Origin of the sequence: Roseovarius sp. THAF8 (genome assembly GCF_009363735.1) — a bacterium.
In the GTDB taxonomy this organism is placed as follows: domain Bacteria; phylum Pseudomonadota; class Alphaproteobacteria; order Rhodobacterales; family Rhodobacteraceae; genus Roseovarius.
Genome location: NZ_CP045410.1, coordinates 1,830,054 through 1,854,654, shown reverse-complemented (window position 1 = coordinate 1,854,654; position 24,601 = coordinate 1,830,054). Strand labels below are relative to the sequence as shown.

Annotated in this window: 27 protein-coding genes; 12 read left to right on the top strand and 15 right to left on the bottom strand. The window is 65.4% G+C overall.

Features of this window, described 5'->3' with window-relative positions; translation table 11 throughout:
* Positions 1 to 55: 55 nt before the first annotated feature.
* Positions 56 to 760, bottom strand: a complete 705-nt coding sequence (locus tag FIU85_RS09050) for an SDR family NAD(P)-dependent oxidoreductase (RefSeq protein ID WP_254703036.1) — start codon at positions 758 to 760, stop codon at positions 56 to 58.
* 228 nt (positions 761 to 988) lie between these two features.
* On the opposite strand from FIU85_RS09050, the gene FIU85_RS09045 reads away from it, so the two are divergent.
* On the top strand, positions 989 to 1,858 hold the full coding sequence (locus FIU85_RS09045) for an AraC family transcriptional regulator (protein ID WP_152496651.1): 870 nt from the start codon (positions 989 to 991) through the stop codon (positions 1,856 to 1,858).
* Here FIU85_RS09045 and FIU85_RS09040 read toward each other — a convergent pair.
* The 5 genes from FIU85_RS09040 to acnA form a co-directional block, all read right to left on the bottom strand.
* Positions 1,780 to 2,544 carry a DMT family transporter gene (locus FIU85_RS09040; protein ID WP_216648899.1) on the bottom strand — a complete coding sequence of 255 codons (765 nt, stop codon included), beginning with the start codon at positions 2,542 to 2,544 and terminating at the stop codon, positions 1,780 to 1,782. The genes FIU85_RS09045 and FIU85_RS09040 overlap by 79 nt on opposite strands.
* Positions 2,545 to 2,890: 346 nt before the next feature.
* Entirely contained in the window at positions 2,891 to 3,484 is a 594-nt protein-coding gene (recR, locus tag FIU85_RS09035; RefSeq protein ID WP_152496650.1) for a recombination mediator RecR, read from the bottom strand.
* Between the two features lie 16 nt (positions 3,485 to 3,500).
* Entirely contained in the window at positions 3,501 to 3,845 is a 345-nt protein-coding gene (locus FIU85_RS09030; protein ID WP_152491053.1) for a YbaB/EbfC family nucleoid-associated protein, read from the bottom strand.
* Between the two features lie 222 nt (positions 3,846 to 4,067).
* Positions 4,068 to 5,138, bottom strand: coding sequence for a dienelactone hydrolase family protein (locus tag FIU85_RS09025; RefSeq protein ID WP_152496649.1), 1,071 nt, complete (start codon positions 5,136 to 5,138; stop codon positions 4,068 to 4,070).
* Positions 5,139 to 5,254: 116 nt separating this feature from the next.
* Positions 5,255 to 8,044 (bottom strand): aconitate hydratase AcnA, encoded by a 2,790-nt coding sequence (acnA, locus tag FIU85_RS09020; protein ID WP_152496648.1) that lies wholly within the window; start codon positions 8,042 to 8,044, stop codon positions 5,255 to 5,257.
* Between the two features lie 221 nt (positions 8,045 to 8,265).
* Here acnA and FIU85_RS09015 point away from each other — a divergent pair, with 221 nt between their 5' ends.
* Positions 8,266 to 8,979 carry a thioredoxin family protein gene (locus tag FIU85_RS09015; protein WP_152496647.1) on the top strand — a complete coding sequence of 238 codons (714 nt, stop codon included), beginning with the start codon at positions 8,266 to 8,268 and terminating at the stop codon, positions 8,977 to 8,979.
* A gap of 274 nt (positions 8,980 to 9,253) precedes the next feature.
* Here the strand turns inward: FIU85_RS09015 and FIU85_RS09010 are convergent, their stop codons facing one another.
* Complete coding sequence (locus tag FIU85_RS09010; protein WP_152496646.1) at positions 9,254 to 9,955, bottom strand: HAD family hydrolase; 702 nt, start codon at positions 9,953 to 9,955, stop codon at positions 9,254 to 9,256.
* 92 nt (positions 9,956 to 10,047) lie between these two features.
* Here FIU85_RS09010 and clpS point away from each other — a divergent pair, with 92 nt between their 5' ends.
* From clpS to hemF, 4 genes are read left to right on the top strand one after another with little or no spacing between them, the layout of a single operon-like run.
* Positions 10,048 to 10,386 (top strand): ATP-dependent Clp protease adapter ClpS, encoded by a 339-nt coding sequence (gene clpS / locus FIU85_RS09005; protein WP_103763109.1) that lies wholly within the window; start codon positions 10,048 to 10,050, stop codon positions 10,384 to 10,386.
* Position 10,387: 1 nt separating this feature from the next.
* Positions 10,388 to 11,389 carry a class I SAM-dependent methyltransferase gene (locus FIU85_RS09000; protein ID WP_152496645.1) on the top strand — a complete coding sequence of 334 codons (1,002 nt, stop codon included), beginning with the start codon at positions 10,388 to 10,390 and terminating at the stop codon, positions 11,387 to 11,389.
* 46 nt (positions 11,390 to 11,435) lie between these two features.
* Positions 11,436 to 12,236 (top strand): SDR family NAD(P)-dependent oxidoreductase, encoded by an 801-nt coding sequence (locus FIU85_RS08995; protein ID WP_152491059.1) that lies wholly within the window; start codon positions 11,436 to 11,438, stop codon positions 12,234 to 12,236.
* 49 nt (positions 12,237 to 12,285) lie between these two features.
* Complete coding sequence (gene hemF / locus FIU85_RS08990; protein ID WP_152496644.1) at positions 12,286 to 13,173, top strand: oxygen-dependent coproporphyrinogen oxidase; 888 nt, start codon at positions 12,286 to 12,288, stop codon at positions 13,171 to 13,173.
* A 166-nt stretch (positions 13,174 to 13,339) separates the two neighbouring features.
* Here hemF and FIU85_RS08985 read toward each other — a convergent pair whose 3' ends face one another.
* From FIU85_RS08985 to FIU85_RS08950, 8 genes are all read right to left on the bottom strand, one after another.
* Entirely contained in the window at positions 13,340 to 14,272 is a 933-nt protein-coding gene (locus FIU85_RS08985) for a lysophospholipid acyltransferase family protein (protein WP_152496643.1), read from the bottom strand.
* A gap of 31 nt (positions 14,273 to 14,303) precedes the next feature.
* A complete protein-coding gene (gene nthA, locus FIU85_RS08980) occupies positions 14,304 to 14,948 on the bottom strand; it encodes a nitrile hydratase subunit alpha (RefSeq protein WP_152496642.1) in 645 nt (214 codons plus the stop codon).
* A gap of 5 nt (positions 14,949 to 14,953) precedes the next feature.
* On the bottom strand, positions 14,954 to 15,226 hold the full coding sequence (locus FIU85_RS08975) for an SH3-like domain-containing protein (protein WP_152491063.1): 273 nt from the start codon (positions 15,224 to 15,226) through the stop codon (positions 14,954 to 14,956).
* Complete coding sequence (locus tag FIU85_RS08970; RefSeq protein ID WP_254703035.1) at positions 15,223 to 15,558, bottom strand: SH3-like domain-containing protein; 336 nt, start codon at positions 15,556 to 15,558, stop codon at positions 15,223 to 15,225. The genes FIU85_RS08975 and FIU85_RS08970 overlap by 4 nt, the downstream gene beginning before the upstream one ends.
* Before the next feature lie 87 nt (positions 15,559 to 15,645).
* A complete protein-coding gene (locus FIU85_RS08965) occupies positions 15,646 to 15,870 on the bottom strand; it encodes a hypothetical protein (RefSeq protein WP_152496641.1) in 225 nt (74 codons plus the stop codon).
* 67 nt (positions 15,871 to 15,937) lie between these two features.
* Entirely contained in the window at positions 15,938 to 16,351 is a 414-nt protein-coding gene (locus FIU85_RS08960; protein WP_152496640.1) for a hypothetical protein, read from the bottom strand.
* A gap of 467 nt (positions 16,352 to 16,818) precedes the next feature.
* Entirely contained in the window at positions 16,819 to 18,606 is a 1,788-nt protein-coding gene (locus FIU85_RS08955) for a DNA polymerase III subunit gamma/tau (protein ID WP_152496639.1), read from the bottom strand.
* 76 nt (positions 18,607 to 18,682) lie between these two features.
* Complete coding sequence (locus FIU85_RS08950) at positions 18,683 to 19,075, bottom strand: YidH family protein (protein ID WP_152491068.1); 393 nt, start codon at positions 19,073 to 19,075, stop codon at positions 18,683 to 18,685.
* Positions 19,076 to 19,174: 99 nt separating this feature from the next.
* On the opposite strand from FIU85_RS08950, the gene FIU85_RS08945 reads away from it, so the two are divergent.
* From FIU85_RS08945 to FIU85_RS08920, 6 genes are all read left to right on the top strand, one after another.
* The gene (locus FIU85_RS08945; RefSeq protein WP_152491069.1) at positions 19,175 to 20,005 is read left to right on the top strand and encodes a neutral zinc metallopeptidase; all 831 of its coding nucleotides are present in this window, start codon (positions 19,175 to 19,177) and stop codon (positions 20,003 to 20,005) included.
* A gap of 13 nt (positions 20,006 to 20,018) precedes the next feature.
* Positions 20,019 to 20,501 (top strand): protein-tyrosine phosphatase family protein, encoded by a 483-nt coding sequence (locus FIU85_RS08940; RefSeq protein ID WP_152491070.1) that lies wholly within the window; start codon positions 20,019 to 20,021, stop codon positions 20,499 to 20,501.
* Positions 20,502 to 20,824: 323 nt separating this feature from the next.
* Positions 20,825 to 21,451 carry a TetR/AcrR family transcriptional regulator gene (locus FIU85_RS08935; protein WP_152496638.1) on the top strand — a complete coding sequence of 209 codons (627 nt, stop codon included), beginning with the start codon at positions 20,825 to 20,827 and terminating at the stop codon, positions 21,449 to 21,451.
* 76 nt (positions 21,452 to 21,527) lie between these two features.
* Complete coding sequence (locus tag FIU85_RS08930) at positions 21,528 to 22,694, top strand: ABC transporter substrate-binding protein (RefSeq protein ID WP_152496637.1); 1,167 nt, start codon at positions 21,528 to 21,530, stop codon at positions 22,692 to 22,694.
* Between the two features lie 60 nt (positions 22,695 to 22,754).
* Complete coding sequence (locus FIU85_RS08925; protein ID WP_152491073.1) at positions 22,755 to 23,624, top strand: branched-chain amino acid ABC transporter permease; 870 nt, start codon at positions 22,755 to 22,757, stop codon at positions 23,622 to 23,624.
* A gap of 7 nt (positions 23,625 to 23,631) precedes the next feature.
* Positions 23,632 to 24,597, top strand: coding sequence for a branched-chain amino acid ABC transporter permease (locus FIU85_RS08920; RefSeq protein ID WP_254703034.1), 966 nt, complete (start codon positions 23,632 to 23,634; stop codon positions 24,595 to 24,597).
* Positions 24,598 to 24,601 lie beyond the last annotated feature (4 nt).

The window sequence follows — 24,601 nt, the reverse complement described above, 5'->3', positions numbered from 1 at the left end:
CGCCTGACGGAGAAGATCCGGCAGGCGTTTTTTCGTGGCAGAGTCCGCTGCGCTGTCAGATCTTCATGCCGCCGGAAACCTCGATCTGCTGCGCGGTGATCCAGTGCGTCTCGCCCGCCAGCAGGGCGGCGACGGCGCCGCCGATATCGTCGGGCAGGCCGGCGCGGCCCAGGGCGGTGTTGTCCGCGATCATCCGGTTGACCTCGGGGTTGTCGCGCACGGCGCCGCCGCCGAAATCGGTCTCGACCGCGCCGGGGGCGATGGTGTTGACCGAAATGCGCCGCTCGCCGAGTTCCTGCGCAAGATAGCGGGTCATGACCTCGACCGCGCCTTTCATCGCGGCGTAGGCCGAGTAACCGGGCAAGGCGAAGCGGGCGAGGCCCGAGGAGATCATGACGATCTTGCCGCCATCCTTTATCATCGGCAGCAGGGCTTGCGTCAGCAGGAAGGGGCCCTTGACGTGCATGGCGAACAGCGCGTCGAGTTGCTGGGGCGTGGTGTCGGCAAAGAGCGCCCAGACGCCGGTGCCGGCATTGTTGACCACGTGGTCGATGGTGTCGCGGTTGAAGGTTTCCCGCAGCGTGGTGCGCAGGCGGTCGGGCAGGGCCGCCACCTGGGCTGTGTCGGCGACGTCGAGTTGCAGGGAGGCGGCGGTGCCGCCTGCCGCCTCGATCTCGGCCAGGGTGGCGTCGGCGGCGGATTTGTTGCCCAGGTAGGTGAAGACCACGCCGACGCCGGCCTTGGCCAGTTTCAGCGCCATGCTGCGCCCGAGGCCGCGGCTGCCGCCGGTGATGAATGCGATTCTGTCGGTTATTGTGACACTCCTTGTCCGGGTTGGTTTGGATGGAAGGGATATGCACCGGGCTTCGCATCCGTGCCTGCCGGATTGTCCGGAAGACTTGCCTGATCCTCCGGAAGCGATGGGTGGGGCGGTGGCCCGGGGCGCGAAACATGCCATAAAACGACGGATCGGAGTGCGGAGGCGCAGATGACGATGGACAGGATGATCGCCGCGGCGGAGCGGGTTTGCGCGGCGGCGGGCGTGGCCGATGGCACGGTCGATACCGGGGTGACGGGGCTGGCGGTCGCGCGGCGTCCGGTGCTGACCGCGATGGAGGCGATGATCTACGAGCCGCTGGTGTGTTTCATCCTTCAGGGCGCCAAGGAGGTCGGAACGCAAGGAGGAAGGGTGCGCGCCTCTGCCGGGCGGATGCTGGTGGTGAGCCACGACGTGCCCATCGTGTCGCGGATCGTGGAGGCGACGCCGCACCGGCCCTATATCGCACTGATCCTGCCGCTGGACCTGTCGATCCTGCGGGAATTGCTGTCGGAGGTGGACGAGGACCAGGCCGGTGGCACGGGACGTGCGATGACGCTGCACGAGGCGGATGACCCGCTATGCGATGCGTTCGCGCGTTTGCTGGACCTGGTCGAGCGGCCAGGCGAGGCCGGTGTGCTGGGGCCGCTGGTGCAGCGGGAAATCCACTACCGGCTGCTGGTGTCGCCGCAGGGGGCGACGTTGCGGGCGCTGCTGGCGGACGGGCCTGCGGGGCGGATCTCGGATGTGATTGCACATCTGCGGGCGCATGTGGCCGAGCCGGTGCGGACCGAGGCGCTGGCGCGTCTGGCGGGGATGAGCCGGTCGACTTTTCACGCACGGTTCAAGGCGGTGACGGCGACGACGCCGCTGCAATTCCAAAAGGAGATGCGGCTGTTGCAGGCGCGTGAGCACTTGCGGCTGGGCGGGCAGAGCGTGTCATCGGTGGCGTTCGCCGTGGGCTACGAGAGCCCGACGCAGTTCAGCCGGGAATACACTCGCAAGTTCGGCGCGCCGCCGCGCGAAGACATGCGGGCGTGAGGCCCCGGATCAGGTCCGGGGCGGGGCGGGGCCGGCACGGGACGCGTGATGGCCAGCAGGCCCGCACCGAGGATCAGGGCAATGCCGAGCGACGAGAGCGCGTCGGGACGCTCGGTGAAGTAGAGCCAGCCCCAGAGCGCCGAGAACCCGACATAGGTGAAGTCGAACGTGCCGATCACGGCGGGCGGGCCATTCTGGTAGGCATAGGCGGCGCCGATGCTTCCGATCAGGATGGCGGTGGCGAGGACCGCGATGGTGCGCCAGTCGGCGGAGTCGAGCGCTGTCCAGGCAGCGGTGAAGGGCGCGGGCGTGCCCGTCGCGGCCGGCGGGAGGGCGAAGGCGAGACCGCCCGCCAGGATGAAGGCGACGTTCAGCACGGCCGAGAGCATCAGCGGGTGCTCGCCCCGGCAGCGCGTTCCGGTCATCAGCATGGCGACGGCATAGAGCATGGCCGCCATCAGGGGCAGGAGCGCGTAGGCCGAAAGGCCCGAGGCGGTGGGCTTGATGATCAGGAGCACGCCGGCAAAGCCGATCGCGACGGCGAGCCAGTGACGCGGGGTGATGGGGCTGCGGGTGGCCAGGGCGCCGAAGAGCGTGATGAAGAGCGGCGAGGTGTAATAGCCCGCCGCCGCGACCCACAGGGGCACATGCGGCAGGGCGGCAGGGCTGCATAATAGGCGACCCACATGGCGACAAGGACCAAGCTGCGCAGGCCGGTCCAGCCGGGGTGGCGCAGGGCGAACGCCGACCGCGCAAAGAGCGCCATGAGGGCCAGCAATACGGGCAGTACGAGGGCCGAGCGCAGGAGGAACATCTGCCAGAGCGAGATCGCGCCCGACGAGAGCTTGATGAGCGCGTCGCCGAGCGCGAGGGCCGCCACCGCGAGGGTGATGACGAGAATGGCGCGGGCGGTGTTGTTCAGGGATGTCATGGTGTGGGGGGCGTGGGTTGTCACCCATCGGAGTGGTGGGTTGTCACCCACCAAAGTGGTGGGTTCTCACCCACCCTACGGGATGTTGCGGCCAGGTCGCGTCAGAGCGCCTTGCGGGCGTTGAGGGCGGCGGTGATGGTGCCGTCGTCGAGATAATCGAGCTCGCCGCCGATGGGGACGCCTTGCGCCAGCGAGGTGAGGGTGACGCGGTCCTCGAGCTGGTCGGCGATGTAATGCGCGGTGGTCTGGCCGTCGACGGTGGCGGCCAGCGCCAGAATGACCTCGGTGATGTTCTCCGTTTCGATGCGGTCCACGAGCCGGGGGATGCGGAGCTGTTCGGGGCCGATCTGGTCGAGCGCCGAGAGCGTGCCGCCGAGCACGTGGTAGCGGCCCTTGAAGACGCCCGCGCGTTCCATCGCCCAGAGGTCGGCCACATCCTCGACCACGCAGATCATGCCGTTGGCGCGTTTTTCAGACAGGCAGATATCGCAGGTCTCGGTGGTGCCGACATTGCCGCAGACGATGCATTCGCGGGCCGTGAGGGCGACCTGGCCCATGAGGTCCGCAAGCGGCGAGAGCAGAAGCTCGCGCTTGCGGATCATGTGCAGGACCGCCCGGCGGGCCGAGCGCGGGCCGAGGCCCGGCAGCTTGGCCATCATCTCGATCAGGGCGTCGATGTCGCGGGTGGAGTTCATGAGCGCGGGGGGCGCCTCAGAACGGCAGCTTCATGCCTTCGGGCAGGCCCATGCCCTCGGTCAGCTTGCCCATCTCTTCCTGCGCCTTGTCGCTGGCCTTGGCTTGCGCGTCCTTGATGGCGGCGAGGATCAGGTCCTCGACCACTTCCTTGTCGTCGGAGTTGAAGATCGAGGGGTCGATGTCGAGGCTTTTGAGTTCGCCCTTGGCGGAGCAGACGGCCTTTACCAGGCCCGCGCCGGATTCGCCGGTGACGGTGATGTTGTGCATCTCTTCCTGAAGCTCGGCCATCTTGGTCTGCATTTCCTGCGCGGCCTTCATCATTTTGCTCATGTCGCCGAGCTGGCCTAGTCCTTTGAACATCTGTCTCTCCCGGGGTTTGAGGGGTGTTGAGTCATAGATACGGGCCGTGGGGGGTGTCGGCAAGGGGAGGGTGGGAAAGGCGTGGGGTTTTAGCCGCCTTAAGACGTTGCGGGTCCTGGCTGGACGTACTCGATGTCGATCCGCCGACCGAAGCGCTGCATGCTCGAATTCTACTGCCAAGGGGCTAGGCCGGTTTTCGTACCGGCTTTAGCTGAGAAGATGCTAGTTTTCGCGACGCAGCAGATTTTTGAGAAGTTCTTGACTACTAGCTTCAAAGTCAGCAACGGGCGGCAGGGATCTTTCGGCGCGCAACTCGTTCAGCGCCGCCAATGACTTTTGGCCCCAGATTCCGTCGATGGGTCCGGGATCGTAGCCCTGATCGGTCAGAATTCGCTGCACTTGCGTGGCGTTCAGCGGCAAGTTCATGTGTTTGTGCAGGAACTCCAGCGTCGTTTTCTGTACGCTTTTGAATTCAAGTAACTCATGGCGCGTGGCGAGCGGCCCCGTGTCATACACGATGGAGATGCTGCCATTTTCCTTGTTCATCGCTTCCCAGCAATCGCCCTCGTTCCATTCGTTTTGGTACCAGGGGTCTTTGCTGCCGACCAACGACAACACCGGTTCGTCCTTCGGGGCGTCTAGACCGATGTATTCATACCATCCTGCGTTGCAGGTCCAGCCTTCGATCACGCGGGCGGTCACGCTTCGACGCTCGTTGAAGACGGTGTGCTTTGCGGTTGTAACGCCGCCTTGGCTGAGCCCGATCAGGAGTACGTTTTCGGGATCGACATACGGCAGGGACTTGGCCAGTTCGATGGCATGGCCGGCGTCCATCTTGCGCATCTTAATAACATCGCGGAACATGCTACCCTCATGGCGCGAGGGATCGCAGGACTGTGCATAAACGGTGCGTGCGAAACTTGCCGGTGCGATGACCAGAAAGCCGTTATCGGCCAGGAACTTCACGCGTAAATGCGTGCCGCGCCAGATGCCGGAGCAGCCGTGCATATAGATGGCCACCGGGAACTTTCGCGACCCGTCGCCGTATTGGGCGGCGAGGTCTTCGAACGTGGTACGTTGGGAGCGACCCAGCCCGGTTGGCACCCTGACGAGGGCGGCCTGCCAGGTGCGTTCGACCTCTTGGGGGTCGACGATATCGGCTTGGGTGATGGCGTCGGGGTCGGTGAATGTCTTGCTGCTGTTATGCAAGCCGGGAGCCTGCTGTGCATTTGCCAAGTGTGTTGCCAGACACACAACCACTGCAGAAGCGACAATAATCGAACGCCGGTGCATGTCGTGTTCAATCAGTTGTTGAAATCGCGCAGAGTATAGCGCGTTTAACGTTCGGCGTCACTAAATTGAAAGGGCGGGGAAAATCCCCGCCCTTTGTTCGTGGTGTCCGGCGTTGCTTACTCGGCGGCCATCGGCTCCTGCGCGAGGTTGCGCAGGACGTAGTGCAGCACGCCGCCGTGTTCGACGTATTCGATCTCGATCGCCGTATCGATGCGGCACTTGAGGGTGATCTCTTTCGTCGTGCCGTCGGCGTATTTGATCGTGCAGGGCACTTCGGCCTGGGGCTTGATGTCGTCCAGACCGCGGATCGAGACCTCTTCGTCGCCGGTCAGCTCCAGCGTCTTGCGGGTGTCGCCGCCGGTGAACTCGAACGGGATGACGCCCATGCCGACGAGGTTCGAGCGGTGGATACGCTCGAAGTTCTCGGCGATGACGGCCTTGACGCCCAGAAGCGCGGTGCCCTTGGCGGCCCAGTCACGGCTGGAGCCTGCGCCGTATTGCTCGCCGCCAAAGATCACGAGCGGCGTGCCTTGCTCCTGGTAGGCCATGGCGGCGTCGTAGATCGAGGTCTGTTCGCCATCGGGGCCCTTGGTGTAGCCGCCTTCGACGCCGTCCAGCATCTCGTTCTTGATGCGGATGTTGGCGAAGGTGCCGCGCATCATGACCTCGTGGTTGCCGCGGCGCGAGCCGTAGGAGTTGAACTCGCGCACCGGCACCTGGCGTTCGCGCAGGTACTCACCGGCGGGGGTGGTTTCCTTGAACGAGCCCGCGGGCGAGATGTGGTCGGTGGTGACCATGTCGCCCAGAAGGGCCAGGACGCGGGCGCCCTCGATGTTCGAGATCGTGCCAGGGTCCTTGCTCATGCCCTGGAAGTAGGGCGGGTTCTGGACGTAGGTCGATTGCGGCGGCCAGTCATAGGTTTCGGCGTCGGAGGTCTCGACCTCCTGCCATTTCTCGTCGCCCTTGAAGACGTCGGCGTATTTCGACTGGAACGCCTCGCGGGTGACGGTCTGTTCGACCAGCTCGGCGATTTCGCTTTGCGACGGCCAGATGTCCTTGAGGTAGACGTCGTTGCCGTCCTTGTCCTGACCCAGCGGGTCGTTGGCGATGTCGACATTCATGTCGCCCACCAGCGCGTAGGCCACCACGAGTGGCGGCGAGGCGAGGTAGTTGGCGCGGACGTCGGGCGAGATGCGGCCCTCGAAGTTGCGGTTGCCCGAGAGCACCGAGACGCCGATGAGGTCGCAGTCGTTGATCGCCTTGGAGATCGGTTCGTCCAGCGGGCCGGAGTTGCCGATGCAGGTGGTGCAGCCATAGCCCACGAGGTTGAAGCCGATGGCGTCGAGATCGTCCTGAAGGCCGGCGGCCTCCAAATAGTGCGACACCACCTGGCTGCCGGGCGCGAGCGAGGTCTTGACCCAGGGCTTGCGGTTGAGGCCCAGTTCGTGCGCCTTGCGCGCGACGAGGCCCGCGCCGATCATCACGTAGGGGTTGGAGGTGTTGGTGCAGGACGTGATCGAGGCGATCACCACCGAGCCGTCATGCAGCTGGTGCTTGTGGCCGTCTTCGTCGGTGTACCAGCCTTTCTTGTGGTGGCCTTCGTTGCCGGGAATGTCGCGCGGCTCGGGCGCGCCGCCCTCGGCTTCCCAGCGGGCCTCGGTGTCGGGGCCGGCATCCTTGCCTTCGCGGATGCCGCGGACGTAGTCGTGGAAGGCCGTCGCGGCCTTGTCGAGCGCGATATAATCCTGCGGGCGTTTCGGGCCAGAGATGGCCGGAACGATGGTGCCCATGTCGAGATGCAGCGTGTCGGTGTAGACCGGGTTGTAATCCGACCCGCGCCAGAAGCCGTTCTCCTTGGCGTAGGTTTCCACCAGCGCGATGCGGTCCTCGTCGCGGCCCGTCTGGCGCAGGTAGCGCAGGGTTTCGTCGTCGATCGGGAAGAATCCGCAGGTGGCGCCGTATTCGGGGGCCATGTTGGCGATGGTGGCGCGGTCGGCCAGCGGCAGGGTGTCGAGCCCGTCGCCGTAGAATTCGACGAACTTGCCGACGACGCCTTTCTCGCGCAGCATTTCAACGACCTTGAGAACGAGGTCGGTTCCGGTGGTGCCTTCGACCATCTTGCCGGAAAGTTCAAAGCCGACGACCTCGGGGATGAGCATCGAGATGGGCTGGCCCAGCATGGCGGCCTCGGCCTCGATCCCGCCGACGCCCCAGCCCAGGACGGCCGCGCCGTTGACCATGGTGGTGTGGCTGTCGGTGCCCACCAGCGTGTCGGGATAGGCGACGGTCTCGCCGTTCTGATCCTTGTCCGTCCAGACGGTCTGGGCCAGGTATTCCAGGTTCACCTGGTGGCAGATGCCGGTGCCCGGCGGGACCACGCGGAAGTTGTTGAACGCGCCCTGTCCCCATTTCAGAAACTGGTAGCGTTCCATGTTGCGTTCGTATTCACGGTCGACGTTCATCTGGAAGGCGCGGGGGTTGCCGAATTCGTCGATCATGACCGAGTGGTCGATCACCAGGTCCACGGGGTTGAGCGGGTTGATCTTTTGCGCGTCGCCGCCCAGTTCCTTGATCCCGTCGCGCATCGCGGCGAGGTCCACCACGGCGGGAACGCCGGTGAAATCCTGCATCAGCACGCGGGCGGGGCGGTAGGCCAGTTCCTTGGTGCCCTTGCCGCCATCCTTGGCCCAGTCGGAGAACGCCTTGATGTCGTCGGTGGTGACGGTCTTGCCGTCTTCGAAGCGCAGCATGTTTTCCAGCACCACCTTGAGCGCGGCGGGCAGTTTGGAGAAATCGCCCAGGCCCGCTTCTTCGGCGGCGGCGATGGAATAGTAGGCGACGGAGGTGTCGCCGACCTTCAGCGTCTTGCGAGTGTTGGACGAGTCGTGACCGACTGTAATGGGCATTTCTGGATATCCTTTCACGTAGGAAGGCAGGATTGTCTGGCTTGCTTCTGACCCAATCCGGAGAGTCGTTCAAGAGGGGTACAGCATTTATTGTATACTATTGCACACAATTGATGAATGTTACAGTTTTCACGCGACTCTCTCGAAACCTTGATTGGCAGTTTCATGCCGGGATGAATACTCAGAAGCGGTGTCACGAACAATGAAGTAGAGCGCCAGACATGAATTTCAGCAGAGTGTTCACGGGGGTCGCGGCCCTTGTGCTGTTTTTCGCGGCACCGCCGATGGCGCAGGAAACGGGTCGCCCGGTGGTGGTGGAACTGTTCACCAGCCAGGGCTGTTCGTCCTGTCCCGAGGCGGACAGGTTCTTTCACAAGGTGGCGGGCCACGAGGGCGTGATCGCGCTGTCGATGCACGTGGATTACTGGGATTACATCGGCTGGAAGGACAGCTTTGCCAGCCCGGCGAACACCAAGCGGCAGAGGGCCTATGCCAAGTTGGCGGAGCGCAACGTGATCTACACGCCGCAGATGGTGATCAACGGGGCCGACGACGTGGTGGGCAACCGGCCCATGGACGTGGTGGACGTGATCGACCGGCACCGGCGCCTGCCGAAGACGGTTGCGCTGGACCTCACGCGGAAAGGCGACAGCGTGCTGGTTGAGGCGGAAAGCCTGAAGGGGCTGGACGGGCCGCTGACGGTACAGCTGGTGCGGTTCCGGCCCGAGAGCACGGTGCATATCAAGCGCGGCGAGAACGCGGGCCGGACGATCAGCTATGCCAACGTGGTGACCGAGATGCGGGTGCTGGGCGTATGGGACGGGGCCGCCCCGTTGCGCGTGACGGGCCAAGCCGGGGGCGACGCGCCGGTGGCGGTGTTGTTGCAGAACAAGGGCGGCGCGGGGATGATCGAGGCGGCGGCGGTCCTGGAGTAGGGGTGCGCGTCGGTGTTTGGTGGGTTGGAAACCCACCCTACGGGGGTGGCGCGTGGGTTTTCACCCACCCTACGTTTTGACCGAGCAGGGCAGAGGCACGGGACGAGATTCGAGACGCCTGCCGAATGGGGGCGCGCGATTGCCAGCCCGGGGGCGGCGGTTCTGGAGTAGGGGTGCGCGTTCGGGCTTGGTGGGTTGGAAACCCACCCTACGGGAGTGGCGCGTGGGTTTCACCTACCCTACGCATTCGGCTTGGCCGCGCTTTCGCACGGCGTCATCCGATCGCGTCGACCAGCGCGGGCAATTCGCCCAGATCCTTCACCTTTCGAAATCGCGTGGCGTCCTTGGGGGCGTCGTCCACCTCGTAGCCCCAGGTGAGGTCGTGGGGGACGTGCACGCCCCAGCCGCCGGCGGCGATCACCGGGTTCACGTCCGAGCGCAGGGAATTTCCCGCCATCAGCGCATGGGCCGCGCCGGTGCCGTGGCGGTCGAAGATGCGGGTGTAGATTTCGGGCGTCTTGTCCGACACGATCTCGACCGCGTCGAAGAGATCGCCCAGCCCGGACTGGGCCAGCTTGCGCTCCTGGTCGAGAAGGTCGCCCTTGGTCACCAGAAGCACGCGGTGGGTGTCGGCCACGGCCTCGACCGCCTCCCGCGCATGCGGCAGAAGCTCTATGGGATGTTCCAGCATCTCGCGGCCCGCGGCGATCAGTTCGGAGATGACGCACGCCGGCACGCGGCCGTCGGTGACGTCGATGGCGGTTTCGATCATCGACAGGGTGAAGCCCTTGATGCCGAAGCCATAGTGCCCGAGATTGCGTTTCTCGGCGGCGAGAAGATGCTCGGCCAGGTGGTGCCCTTCGACGTAAGCGCGCAGGAGATCGGCGAATCTGTCCTCGGTCAGCTTGAAGAACCGTTCGTTGTGCCAGAGCGTGTCGTCGGCATCGAAGGCGATTGTCGTGAGATTTTGCGTCATTGCGGCCCTTGCCCCCGACGCGCCCCCTTTTCAGACGCTTCAGGGAAGTTATATAAACCGCTCACGAAACGCCATACGCAGCACGGGGATTGATGCAGCACCAGGTGATCATGTCGGGCAAGGACGATGACGGCGACGGCGATGCCGCCGTGGTCGTCGATACCAAGCCCAAGACGAAGCGGCCGCCGCTTTACAAGGTGTTGCTGCTGAATGACGACTACACCCCGATGGAATTCGTCGTCGCGGTGCTGGAGCGGTTCTTCGGCATGAATCACGCGCAGGCGTTCGAGATCATGCTGACCGTGCACAAGAAGGGCGTCGCGGTCGTGGGCGTGTTCAGCCACGAGATTGCGGAGACCAAGGTGGGGCAGGTGATGGATTTCGCCCGGCGTCACCAGCATCCGCTGCAATGCACCATGGAAAAGGAATAGGGTGAGCACGGCATCCCGCCTGTCGCTGGCCGTGGAGGATGGCACGATCGCGTGGCCCGAGGGCGCGCGGGTGGCCGTGTTCGCGCCGCGCACGGGGGCGGACCTGTCGGCGCTGCCGAAGGACCGCACGCAGATCATCACCCGGTTCCGGCCCGACTGGGAGGCGTTCCAGGCCGCCGGATGGGACTGTGTGCTGGCGCCCGAGGGGCGCTACGGCGCGGCGCTGGTCTTTGCCACGCGGGCCAAGGCGCAGTGCCAGGGGCTGATCGCCGAGGCCGCGGGCGTCAGCGACGGGATCGTCGTGGTGGACGGCACCAAGACGGACGGGATCGAATCGATCCTGAAAGCCTGCCGCAAGAGGTCCGATGTGTCCGCGCCGCTGTCGAAGGCGCATGGCAAGCTTTTCAGCATCGGCGCGGGCGCTGATTTCCCGGACTGGGCGCTGGCGGACAGCACGACGGTGGAGGATGACGGAAAGACGTTCGTCACAGCGCCGGGTGTTTTCTCGGCCGACGGTGTGGACCCGGCCTCGCGCCTGCTGGCCGAGGCACTGCCCGAGAAGCTGGGCGCGCAGGTGGTCGACCTGGGCGCGGGCTGGGGGTACCTGGCGCATCACGTGCTGAGGCGCGACGCCGTGCAGGCGCTGCACCTTGTGGAGGCCGATCGCGTCGCGCTGGACTGCGCGCGCGAGAACGTGAGCGACGCGCGGGCCGAATTTCACTGGGCCGACGCGCGGGGCTGGACCGCGCCGGGGCCGGTGGATGCGGTGGTGATGAACCCGCCCTTTCATATCGGGCGGGCCAGTGACCCGGAGCTGGGACGCGCCTTCATCCGGGCGGCGGCCCGCATGCTGAGCCCGCGCGGGCAGCTTTACATGGTGGCCAACCGACACCTGCCTTACGAGGGCGATCTTGCGGCGGCCTACGGCGAGGTGCGCGAGATCGGCGGCGACAACCGCTTCAAGATCGTGCAGGCGGCACGACCGTCTCGCACCCGGGGCTGAGTTGCGCTAGAACGGTCCGGGCGGGCCATCAGGGAGAGATCGAGCCATGTCCTTTTCGATACAGGGAAAGACGGTCATCGTGACCGGCGCGGCCAGTGGCGTGGGCCTCGCCATCGGGCGGCATTTCGTCGACAAGGGGGCGAACGTGATGTTCGCGGACCTCAACGAAAAGCAACTCAAGCACGAGCTGGGCGAGAACGAGGATGGCGCCAGCAAGCGATGGTTCGCGGGCGACCTGCGGGAAAAGCTGACCTTGGCGAATCTCCTGTCGGCGACGATCGACGCCTACGAGGATGTGGATGTCCTGGTCAACGCGTGGCGGCAATTGCTGCCGTCGGATCCGCTGAACCCCGACGACGACGCGGTGGAGCAGCTTCTGAACCAGAACCTGATGACGGCGCTGCGGCTGAGCCAGCTTGTGGCCAAGCGGATGATCAAGCAGGCGGAAGGGCGGGACGAGGGGCCGGTGGGCTCGATCGTGAACCTGTCGTCGATCGCCGGGCGGCGGACGCATCCCGACCTTTTGGGCTATTCCATCGCCTCGGCGGCGGTGGATCAGATGACCCGCAGCCTGGCCGTGGCGCTGGCGCCGCACCGGATCCGGGTGAACGCGGTGGCGTTCGGCTCGGTCATGAGCGCGTCGCTGCAGGACACGCTGCGCGACAACAAGACCTACCGCGAGGATATCGAGGCGCATACGCCCCTGGGCCGGATCGCGGCGCCGAACGAGATGGCCGAGGCCGTGCAGTACCTGGCCTGCGACGGGTCGAGCTTCATGACCGGGCAGATCATGACGGTGGATGGCGGCCGGTCGCTGCTTGACCCGGTCTCGGCGCCCGCGCACTAATGAGGCCCGCTCGTCCGCCTTTGCGGGCGGCCCGGCCGAAGGAAGTACCATGACGGACATGACAGAACAGAAATCCCGCGCGGCGACGTGGTTTCACCAGTTGCGCGACGAGATCGTCGCGGCCTTCGAGGCGCTGGAGGACAGCCACGAGAGCGGTCCGATGTCGGACGCGGCGCCGGGGCGGTTCGAGGTGAAGCCGACCAGGCGCACCAGCGAGGACGGATCGGACGCGGGCGGCGGACTGATGAGCGTGATGCGCGGGGGGCGCGTGTTCGAGAAGGTGGGCGTGAACGTGTCGGAAGTCTTCGGCCAGCTGGGAGAGCAGGCGCAGAAGGCGATGGCCGCGCGGGGCGTGCCGGGAATGGCGGACGATCCCAGCTTCTGGGCCAGCGGGATCAGCCTTGTGGCGCATATGCAGAACCCGCACGTGCCGGCGGTGCACATGAACACGCGGATGTTCTGGACGCCGCACGCCTGGTGGTTCGGCGGCGGGTCGGACCTGAATCCCTGCATAGAGTATGACGAGGACACCGCGCATTTCCATGACCAGCAGAAGGCGCACCTGGATCCGCACGGGCCCGAAATCTATCCGGCGCTAAAGGCCTGGGCGGACGAGTATTTCTATATCCCTCACCGCCACCGGGCGCGGGGCGTGGGCGGCATTTTCATGGATGACCGGAATACCGGCGACTGGGAGGCGGATTTCGCCCTCGCGCAGGATATCGGGCGGGCCTTTCTGAAGGCCTATCTGCCGCTGGTCGAGAAACGCCGGGCGCAGGCATGGAGCGAGGCCGACAAGGAGGCGCAGCTGGTTCATCGCGGGCTTTATGCGGAATACAACCTTGTCTACGACCGGGGCACCAAGTTCGGCCTGGCCACGGGGCATGATGCGGATGCGGTGCTGATGAGCCTGCCGCCGGTGGCGAAATGGACGTGAGACGATAAGAGTTTCAGGCCTCCGGCGGGGATATTTATGGCCAGAGGAAGAGCTGGAGTGGTCCGGGCTTTTCCTGCTGGAAATACTCCGGGGAGTTTGAGGGGGGAGTTTGAGGGGCAGCGCCCCTCATTAAACGAATAGAGCGCGGCACAGCCGCACCTTCGGATCAGGCTTTTTCTTCCAGTTCGCGCAGGTAGTCGGCGCCGCGGTCGGCCAGCGGGCCGGTGCCGTCTTTCCAGCGGCGGTGAATCCAGAACCATTGTTCCATGTTGTCGCGCACGGCCGCTTCCAGCCGGGCGTTGAATTCGCGGGTCATGGTGACCGGGTCGGAATGGGCGATGGGCGTCTCGGTTTGGATGGTGAAGTGCAGTCCGTCGGGGTCGCGCAGGCCCCAGACCGGGACGAGAAGAGCGTCGAATTTCAGTGCCATCTCGGCGGTGGCGAGCGATGTCAGCGCGGGCTTGCCGAAGAAATCGAGCGGCACGCCGTCATGGGCGTTGAGATCGTTGAGAATCGCCAGCACGCCGCCCGAGCGCAGGTGCTTGACCATCTGCATCATCCCCTTGCGGCCCTGTTCGAACATCGGCTCGGAGAGGTCGGCCATCGCCTGGACATAATGCGAATTGAACGGGCGGTTGGCCATGGGGCGATAGAACACGCCCATGTTGAAGCCCTGTTCCATCATCGCCATGCGCGCGGCGTTGAAGCTGCCGAAATGGCCGGTCACGAAGATGACCGGGCGGCCGGCGTCGCGGGCGGCGCGCACATCCGGCAGGCCGGGGCCGACGACCGGCGACTTGCGGGCGTTGTCGGGGAACTCGGGCGAGTAGAGCTCCATCATGTTGCGGCCGGCATTGTCGGGGACGCGGCGGGCGAGGCTCTCGACTTCTGCGCGCGACAGGTCCGGGCGGACGAGGGCGAGGTTTTCGCGGACGCGTTTGCGGTAGCCCGCAAGCGGCGCCAGCACGCGCGTCGTCAGCCAGGCGGCAAAGGGGATACGCCAGCGATAGGGCAACAGGCGGGCCAGGCGGATGGGCGCGACGAGGGCCGCGCCGGTCAGGCGTTCGCCGAGGGGAATTTTTTCGGTCTCGCGGCTCATGGACAGGGGATACGCCGGGGGCGGGGCTGCCTCAAGTGTTTTCAGGCGCGAGGGGCAGGCCGGTGCCGATCATCGAGTCGCGGGTGACCAGCTTGGCCAGCCCGGCCTCGTCCATGCCCTCGGTGCCCGGGAGCCGGGCGGGCAGGACGATGTAGCGCATGTCGGCGGTGCTGTCGTGGACGCGGATGCGCGTGGTCTCGGGCAGCTCCACGCCGAATTCGCGCAGGACCGCGCGGGGTTCGCGCACCGCGCGGGAGCGGTAGGCGCGGGTCTTGTACCAGTCGGGCGGCAGGCCCAAGAGGTTGCGCGGGTAGCACGAGCAGAGCGTGCAGACGATCATGTTGTGGGTGTCGGCGGTGTTCTCGACCGCCACCAGGTGCAGGGGGCCGATGTCGAAGCCCATCTCGCGGGTGGCGTCGCCGGCGTTGTCCATCAACCGCGCCTTGAAGTCCGGGTCGGTCCAGGCACGGGCGACCACGGCGGCGCCGTTGGCCGGCGACCGGGCATCCATCGCGTCGATCTGGGTGGCGATCTCGGCCGCGGTGAGGTGGCCCTTTTCGATCAGAAGCTCGCGCACGGCGATTTCCATGCGCTGGAAATAGGTCAGGGGCGCGTCGTTGTCCTGTCGGTAGGGGTGGCCCGACGGCGAGAGGTGATCGTGGTGGTCGTGGGGCATGTCCGTCAGGCCTCTTCCAGCCAGTGGTCGTAGATCTCGGCGTCGACGGTGTCGGCGGGGTTTTCCGCCGCGTCACCCCAGAGTTCCGCCATGGTGAAGCGGACGCGGTAGAGGGTCTTTTCCGGGGCGGGCAGGCCGTAGGCGAGTTGCTCGGGGTTCCTGAAGCTGCCGAGGACGCGCTCGACCTTGCCGGTCTTTCCGCGCAGGTAGGACGGCGCGCGGACATGGCCCGGCGGGGTCATCGTCTTCACGCGGACCTTCGTGCCGGCGGGCGTCATTCCTGCGCCTCGCCATAGGTGGCGCCGCGGCGGGCGACTTCTTCCATGCGTTGGCCCAGTTCCTCGAGCGTGTAGACGCCCGCCCCGATGAGGTTCTGGTTGGTGGCGGCGATCCAGCGGTCGTAATAGGAGTATTTCTCGAACGCGTCTTCGCCCATGTCCTCGAGCGCGCGCCTGAGACCATCGACGGTGAAGAGGCCCTTGGCGCCGCAGAGGACCATGAGCGCGTCGACGCGTTTTTCCCACAGCGCGAAATCGTGGCCTTCCATCGGGATGGGGCCGGCGGGCTGGCCGCCCATGTCATGCCAGCGGTGTTCGGGTGTGTCTGTCATGCGTCGAAGGGTAGGACGGCGGGGTGGGGTGTGTCCATGGGGATTGAGTGTGCGCGTGGGTTTTCACCCACCCTACGCAGGCGGTGGTCAGGAGATGAAGCCGTCGCCGTTGCACAGGCCGCAGCGGGTTGTCTTGCGTCCGAAGCAGCCGTCGCAGCGGTCGTGGACGGGTTTGCCGAAGCGGTCCGTCCGCCGGTGCGTGGTGCCCTGGCCGAAGCAGACCTGGCAGGGTGCCTGGCCCGAGCCGGCGCAGCGGTGGCACCGGCGCAACTGCGCGTAGTCGCGAGAGGGTCTGTTGAATCCGACTGACATTTCATCACCTTTGCCCCGGCGCTGGAAGATAGCAGCGGTTTTGGGCGATAATGAGGCGCTGCGTGCGTCAGGAGCGGGGCGTGTCGTCTTTCGGTTTGCCGGTATAGAGCAGCAGGCCCACGCCGATGGCCATGACGATCGAGATGAAGAGCACTGGCGAGCCGATGCATCCCTCGGCAGCGGCGGCGATGCGTTGGCCGCCGGTGGGGTCGAAGAGAGTGAAGGCCGAGACCAGCAGGCTCCACCCGACGAAGACGGCGAGCGCGCCCCAGGCGCTGCGGAAGCGCAGGACGAGGGCGGAGGCGAGGAGCAGCACCAGGGAGGCGGGCGTGCCGAAGAGCAGGATCGCTTCCTCCCACGCGGGCACGGGCGCGCCGTCCCAGTCGGGGCGGACGCGCGCGCAGACCTCCTGCGCGCGGGCGGGCACGGGCAGGGCGGCCAGCAGCACGGCGCAGATCGACAGGCAGGTGTAGCGGCGCATCGGGCAAGACTTTCCTTGAGCGGGTCCGAGTTGAGCGTATTACCGGGGACGGTCAATTGGAAGGACGAGGCATGGTGCGACACCTTATGTGTGCCGGCGTGTTGGCGGCGCCGTGGCCCGCAGCGGCGGCGGTGACAGAATGCAGCCTGGCGCCGGGGGGCGGCACCAGCCTGGTTTCGAGTGTCCTGCGCATGTACGCCCATGACGGTGCGGTCCATTCCGCCTTTCTTGAGACACGGACGGGGTACGGGGACGATCTGCCGTACGTGTTCATCTGCGACGGTGCGTGCCGGATGGACATGGCCGGGGACGATTACGTCTACGCGCTGGAGGTCGCGCCGGGCCTGCCAGAACCCGAGCGCGTGTCGCTGGTCACACACGGGCGCGGGCCGACGATTTTACCGCCCTGGATCGGTTCGCGGTCAGGGCGTGCGTCCGACGGCCCTGAGCGGCGGGGGCGACAGGGGTCAGTCCTCTTCGAAGGGGTCCCATTCCTCGTCCACCTCGGGCAGCGCGTCGGCCTGGGCCTCTGCGGCGATGTCCTCGGGCGTGCGGATGTCGTCGATGCGGGCCTCGGGGAAGGCGGCGAAGACGGCTTGCACCAGCGGGTGTTCGCGGGCCTCGGCCTCGAGCGCGTTGCGGGCGGCGTCCCGGACCTCGGCGATGGTTTTGGCGCCGCCATCGTTGACCACGGTGACGCCCCAGCGGTTGCCGGTCCAGGTTTGCAGGCGGGTGCCGAGGCGCTGGGCCAGGTCGGTGGGGGCGGCATCCGTGGGGACGAACTCGATGCGGCCCGGCTGGTAGGCCGCGAGGCGCACGCAGGTCTCGACCTCGACCAGCAGTTTCACGTCGCGGTGGGCGCGGATGAGTTCGACCACGTGGTCGAAGGTGGGGTAATGCGCCAGGGCGGCCTCGGCCTGGGTGGCGAGCGCGGTGACGCCGCCGCCATGGCCGCCGCCGGACGTTTGCGTCGGGGCATATCCGCCGGACTGGCCGGACTGGCCGGACTGGGGCGCGGGCGCGCCGTGGGATGCGCCGTTGCCGCCGGAGGGCGGCGTGGGCGCGGGGCCGGAGGGAGGCCCGGATGGAGGGTTGTCGCGCAGGCGGCGCACGAGATCCTCGGGCGTGGGGAGGTCGGCCACGTGGGTGAGACGGATGATCGCCATCTCGGCGGCCATCATGGAATTGGGCGCGGCGGCCACCTCTTCCAGCGCCTTCAGCAGCATCTGCCACATGCGGGTGAGCACGCGCATCGGCAGGGCCTCGGCCATCTGGCCGCCGCGGGTGCGTTCGTCGGGGCCGATGGTGGGGTCCTCGGCGGCCTCGGGCGTGATCTTGACCACGCTGACCCAGTGGGTGACCTCGGCCAGGTCGCGCAGGACCGCCATGGGGTCGGCGCCTTCGGCGTATTGCGAGGAGAGCTCGGTCAGGGCGCCCGCTGCGTCGCCTTTCATCACGAGGTCGAAGAGATCCATGACACGGCCGCGGTCGGCGAGACCCAGCATGGCGCGGACCTGTTCGGCGGTGGTCTCTCCGGCGCCGTGGGAGATGGCCTGGTCGAGCAGGGAGGTCGCGTCGCGTGCCGAGCCTTCGGCGGCGCGGGTGATGAGGGCGAGCGCATCCTCGGCGATCTGGGCGTTTTCGGCGGTGGCGATGCGGCGCAGGAGGTCGAGCATCACCTCGGGTTCGATCCGGCGCAGGTCGAAGCGCTGGCAGCGCGAGAGGACCGTCACCGGGACCTTGCGGATCTCGGTGGTGGCGAAGATGAACTTGACGTGCGCGGGGGGTTCCTCGAGCGTCTTCAGAAGCGCGTTGAACGCGCCCGTGGACAGCATGTGAACCTCGTCGATGATGTAGACCTTGTAGCGGGCCGAGGCGGCGCGGTAGTGCACGCTTTCGATGATTTCGCGGATGTTGCCGACGCCGGTATTCGACGCCGCGTCCATTTCCAGCACGTCCACGTGCCGGCCTTCCATGATGGCCTTGCAATGTTCGCACTGGCCGCACGGGTCTGTGGTGGGGCCGCCGTTGCCGTCGGGGCCGATGCAGTTCATGCCCTTGGCGATAATCCGGGCGGTAGTGGTTTTTCCGGTGCCGCGGATGCCGGTCATGATGAAGGCCTGCGCGATGCGGTCGGCCTCGAACGCGTTCTTGAGCGTGCGCACCATGGCGTCCTGTCCGACGAGATCGGCAAAGGTCTCGGGGCGGTATTTCCGGGCCAGAACCTGGTAGCCGCTGTCTTGGGTCTCGCTCATGCCACGCCTTTTGGGATTCGGATTTGCGAGCAGAGTAGAGGCGGCACGCGCCGGGGTCCAGCAGGGGGTGCGGGGATCATAGGCTCCAGAGGATGGCGCCGACGGCGAGAGTGGCCAGCGTCATCAGGCTTGCCAGCAGGGTGAAGTTTCGGGTGGGCATTGGAGCGGCATCGTGGGTTTCCATGCTGCTGATGGTCTTGCGGGCCTGGTGGCGGGCGGCCCAGAAGACGACTATGGCGATGCCGAGGAAGACCGAGGCGACGGCCTTGGCGGCCCATGTGGGTTCGAAATCGCCGAAGACGGCCTTGAGGCCGATGGCGACGCCGACCGCGCCCAGACCGGTGCCCATCCAGCTGTTGAAGGTGCGCTCGTTGGCCAGGATCGTGCGGTCCGAGGCCCAGTCGGTGCGGTTCTCGGCCCACCTGGTTTTCTTGTCCTGCTCGCCGTGGTCGGCATCGTCCTGGGGCATGTGCGGCTCCGTCGGGATTTTCCGTTTGAAATTCAGTATATCCGAATGAACGAAAACCGGGCTATGTTGGTTGCGGTATATCGTCCTTGGGGGGACATCATGCGGTTGAAAGGGTTTCGGCGCAGCCGGAATATCGAGGATCGGCGTGGCATGGGCGGCGGCGGGCTGCGCCTTGGTGGTGTCGGGCTGCTGATCGTGCTGGCGATCGGGTATTTCACAGGGATCGACATTACGCCGCTTCTGGAGGGGGCGGGCGGCCAGCAGACGGCACCGCGCGAGATCAGCGCCGAGGACGAGGCGGCGGCGGAATTCACGTCGCGCGTGCTGGCCACCACCGAGGAAGTATGGACAGGTGTGTTCGAGGCGCAGCTGGGCGAGACCTACGTGCCGCCGGTGCTGGTGCTGTATTCGGGCGTGACCCAAAGCCCCTGTGGCGGCGCGTCGGGGGCGACGGGGCCGTTCTACTGCCCGGCGGACCGCAAGGCGTACCTGGATACCGAGTTCTTCGGCACGCTGTCGCGGGAGCTGGGGGCCAGGGGAGATTTCGCCGCCGCCTATGTCATTGCCCACGAGGTGGCGCATCACGTCCAGAACGAGCTGGGAATCCTGCCGCAGGTCAACCGCGCGCGGCAGCAGGCGAGCCAGGTCGAGGCCAACCGGCTGACCGTGCGGCTGGAATTGCAGGCCGATTGCCTGTCGGGGGTCTGGGCGCGGTCGGTCGAAGGGCTGCTAGAGCCCGGCGACATCGAGGAGGCGCTGAACGCGGCGCGGCGGATCGGCGACGACCACCTGCAGAAACGCGCGGGGCGGGTTCCGCAGCCGCATACCTTTACCCACGGCACGTCGGAGCAGCGGTCGCGCTGGTTCGCGACCGGCTATGAGAGCGGTGCCGTGCGGTCCTGTGACACTTTCGCGGCGGATCGCCTCTGAGGGGCGCGGGCGTATGTCGGATTTCGTCATCTACGCGTTGCCGGTGGCCGAGGGGATCCTCGGCATCGCGCCGATGCCGGGACGGGGCGGCCACTGGCAGGACGATCTGCAGCACCTCGCGGACTGGAAGCCGGCGCTGGTCGTGTCGATGACGACGGTGTCCGAGCAGGTCACGCACGGGCTTGCCGACATGGGCGCCGAGATCCAGGACAAGGGCACGCGGTGGATCCACCTGCCGGTGGAGGATATGGGCGTGCCGGCACAGGAGCGGATCGAGGAATGGCATACGGCCAGCAAGACCGCGCTGGCGGCGCTGCAAGGCGGCGGGCGCGTGCTGATCCACTGTTTTGGCGGGTGCGGGCGGTCGGGCATGGCGGCCCTGCGCCTGATGGTCGAGGCGGGCGAGGAGGCCGAGGCCGCGTTGGCCCGGCTGCGCTCGGTGCGGCCCTGCGCGGTGGAGACCGACGAGCAGCTGCAATGGGCGCGCGCGGGCTGAGACGCGGGCAAATTTTTCGTGGAAAAATTTGGGGCGGAAAATTTCGAATTTTCCGGGTCAGAATTTTCGAAAATTCTGGTGGCGGCGCACGGTTGGGGCGCGGGCTGGTCTGTGCGGGCCTTGCGGGGAGGCGGTGCATCGCCGTGTGTCCTAAAACAATAGGTCAGATGCAGACTTGTGACCGTGGATCAAGAAAGACGCGTGCTCGTTTCCCCGAGCAAATGATGGAGAATGTCGTTTCAGTTTTCGTATTCGACCCCGGAAAACACCTCCTGAAAAGAAATTCTTGACAGAACCGCCAACTTACAAACAGTCTGGTCGGTATGTCGAATCTCTTGAAACAGACTCGTAGAACCCAGACCGAACGCAGCGATCGAACGCGCAGGCGCCTGCACGAGGCGACCGTGGATCTGTTGATGGAGGTTGGTTACTCCAACACGACCTCACTTGGTATCGCCAAACGTGCCGGCGTATCACGCGGTGCTCAGACGCATCACTATCCTGAAAAGATCGACTTGATCGTCGCCGCGACCGAGGACATGTTCGACGGCTTCGCGGAAGGCCTGGCGAAACTGGCCGCTGAATTGCGCTCTGGTAAGGTCAGCCTCGACGAGTTCCTGAGCCTTGTCTGGAAACGTATGCTCGAGGGCGACTGGTTTTACGCTTCTCTCGAGATAATCGTGGCGGCGCGTGGCGACGAAGAACTGCAAAGGCGCCTGCAGCCTGCAATATTCTCGCTTCACAATCGGTTCGAATCCATTTGGCGGAGCACATTTGCTCCGGCGACCGGATCGAATTCGGACCCTGTGGTCATCATGAACATCGTCATGAACATGTGCCGCGGCATGGCGGTTCAGGCGGTTCTGCGTCCCGACAGAGAGTTCCTGAACGACATGCTGAAAGAAATGGCCGATCTTCTTCAAGAAAAGGTCGCGCCGATCGTAAAGTAACGGTTTCAAAATAAAAAAACAGACTGGTTTGTTTGTAGCCAGCATCCTCGAAATCCAACAGACTGGAGAATACGAAATGAAAAACAGCCTGAAATTGATTGCCGCCCTCGTCATGGCCGGCCTGCCTGCCACGGCGCAGGATGTGCCCGGTGTCACCGACGACAGCATCTCCATCGGCGTCATGGGGCCATTTTCCGGCAACGCGTCTTCCTACAGCAAGGCGCTGGTCGGGATGATGGCCTACTACGACAAGGTCAACGCGGAAGGTGGCGTGCACGGTCGCAAGCTGGTCGCGATACCCGAGGATACCGCGTGCGACCCCAGCAAGGGGCTCGCCGCGGCCAAGAAGCTCATTCACCAGGACGAGGTCTTCATGCTGCACGGCAATTCCTGCTCCGGCGTGGCAGTTGCAATCCGTCCGGTGGTCGAAGAGGCGGGGCTGCCCTGGTTGGTGGCCCATGCCGTGAGCGACTCCATCTCGGAGCCCCTGGCAAGGAATATCTTTCACGGCGTGCCGACCGGCTCCGCGAACGGACGCGCCATGGCGCAATTCGTGCTGTCCAAGCCCGACACGGAACGCGTCGCGATCATCGAGCACTCGAACGACTGGGCGCACAGCTATTCCAACCCGGCCAGGGAGTATCTCTCCGAGAATGGTATCGAGCCGGTCGCCGAGCTTACGATGGAGCGCGGACAAACGGATGCGACCGCGCAAATCCTCAAGCTGCGCGAAGCGGAGCCGGACTTCATCATCGCCGCGATCTACGAAGCCGAAACGGCGATTTTCCTGCGCGATCTAAAGAAATACGGGCTGGGCGATATCCCCGTCATGGGCACGGCCGGCACCGACCTCGAGAACACGCTGAAGCGCGTGGGCGACTTCGAGACGGTCAAGAACTACTTCGTGATCCATTCCTATGTCGACAACCTCGACGGGCCGAAGCTTCAGCCGGTGCGTGACATCCTGGCCGAATACGCCCCGGATGAAGAGCTTTCGACCTTCAGCTTCGTCTCGATCGGCTCGGCCAAGGCGCTCGTCGCCGCACTCGAGGCCGCGGGGCCCGATCTCACGCGCGAGAAACTGATCGACGCAATGGAAGGCATCGAGAGCTTTGAGACGGGTGTGCTGTCCGCGCCGATCACATGGAGCGAGACGGACCATCAGGGCGTGAAGGGGTCGGCCGTTGCCGGGTTCGTGGATGGCGAGCCCACCGTGTTGAGCGCCTGGAACACGCCCTATTGATCCATCCAAGCAAAGGCTGAGGGTCACTGACCCTCAGCGTCTCTTCAGGGAGTTTTGGAAATGCTGATGCAACTCACGATCAGTGGGATCTCTCAGGGTGCGATCTATGCATTGATCGCCCTGTCCCTCACGATCGTTTACCGTTCGACCACGATCGTCAACTTCGGTCACGGCGATTTCGTGATGGCGGGTGCCTTTATCAGCTACGTGCTGGTGGTCCTGCTTGGCGTCGCCTTCGTGCCCGCGGCCATGCTGGCGGTCGTCGCGATGTTCCTTCTGGGGCTGGCGTTCAGCCGGGGGCTCATCCGGCCCATCCGGGGCGGCCCGCATATCGGTTTCGCGCTGATGTGCATCTCGGCGGGCTACGTATTTCGGGGGATTGCCCGCATCGTCTGGGGCCGGGAGGTCCTGCCGATGCCGCGCGTCTTCGACATCGACCCGATCTTTCTGGGCGACCTGATCATCACGGGCGACGCGATATTCATCCTGTCGACCACGGCGATCATGCTGGTGGTGTTCTTCAGTGTTCTTGCACTTACGGATATCGGCAAGATGGTTCAGGCGGTCTATCAGTCCGCACGCGGCGCGCAGCTGATCGGCATCAATGTCGACCGTTTCAACGACTTCACCTGGGGCATAGGCGCAGCGCTTGGCGCAATCGGCGGTATCCTGATCGCGCCGATCTCGCTCCTGCATCCCGACCTGGGCGCCAGTTTCCTGATCAAGGGCTTCGCGGCGATGACCCTGGGCGGCTTCGGCTCGCTCTACGGGGCGGTCCTGGGCGCCCTGCTTCTGGGCCTGAGCGAGCAATATGCCGGGGCCTATATCGACTCCGCCCTGATCGATATCACCGCCTACCTCGTGATCGTGATCGTTCTCTTTGTCCGGCCGCAGGGTCTCTTCGGGCGCAAAGCCGTAGTGAAGGTGTGATGCCATGATGCCGACAGCTTCCCAACTTCGTTTTCGCACCGTCCTGTTCTGGGCGTTTCCGCTGCTGCTTTTGCTGTTGCCGCTGGTCGCGAACGCCTACGTGCAGTTCATCGCCAACAGCATCGTCATCTTCGCACTCGTCGCGCTGGGCTTCAATTTCGTGATCGGCAATCTCGGCCAGCTGGCCTTTGCCAACACCGCGCTTTTCGGCCTGGGCGCCTATGGCTCCGCCATCCTCGTCAACGCCTTCGGCCTGCCATGGATATTGACCATCCCGCTCGCCGGCGTGGCGGGCGCGGCGGGGGGCTTTCTCGCCTCGGCGGCGGCATTGCGCGGTATTCGCCTCTACTACCTGGCGATCATCACGCTGGCCTTCGGAGAACTGATGCGCTGGCTCTATGTCCACGGCAAATCGGTCACCGGCGGGACGGATGGCATGGGCCTCCCGGCGCAGTCGATCTTCGGGATATCGCTGACCGGGGATCACGCCAAGTTCTACATCTTCCTGGCTGTCGCGGTTCTGCTGTTCAAGGCGACGCTGAATTTGCTGCGATCCCGCATCGGGCGCTCGGTCATGGCCGTCCGGGAAAACGAGGTCGCCACCGCGTCGCTGGGCATTCCGACCGCGAAGATCATCGTCTTCGCCTTCATCTGGTCGGGCTTCGTCGCGGGCTGCGCCGGGGCGCTCTTTGCACTGCACACAAGCTACGTCTTCCCCGAGAGCTTCGGGATGCTTCACCTGATCGTAAGCTTCGCGATGGTCCTGGTGGGGGGGCTCGGCTCTGTGATCGGCGCGGTGCTGGGTGCGGCCACGCTGACCATCCTGCCCGAATACCTGCGCAGTTTTCCCGGCATGGAAGAGCTGTTCTTCGGCCTGATCGTGATCGGTGTGCTTCTGGCGCTACCCGAGGGGCTGGCAAGCCTCCTGCGCAAGCTGTCGCCGATATTTGTCGAACGCTACTACAGGGAATGAACCG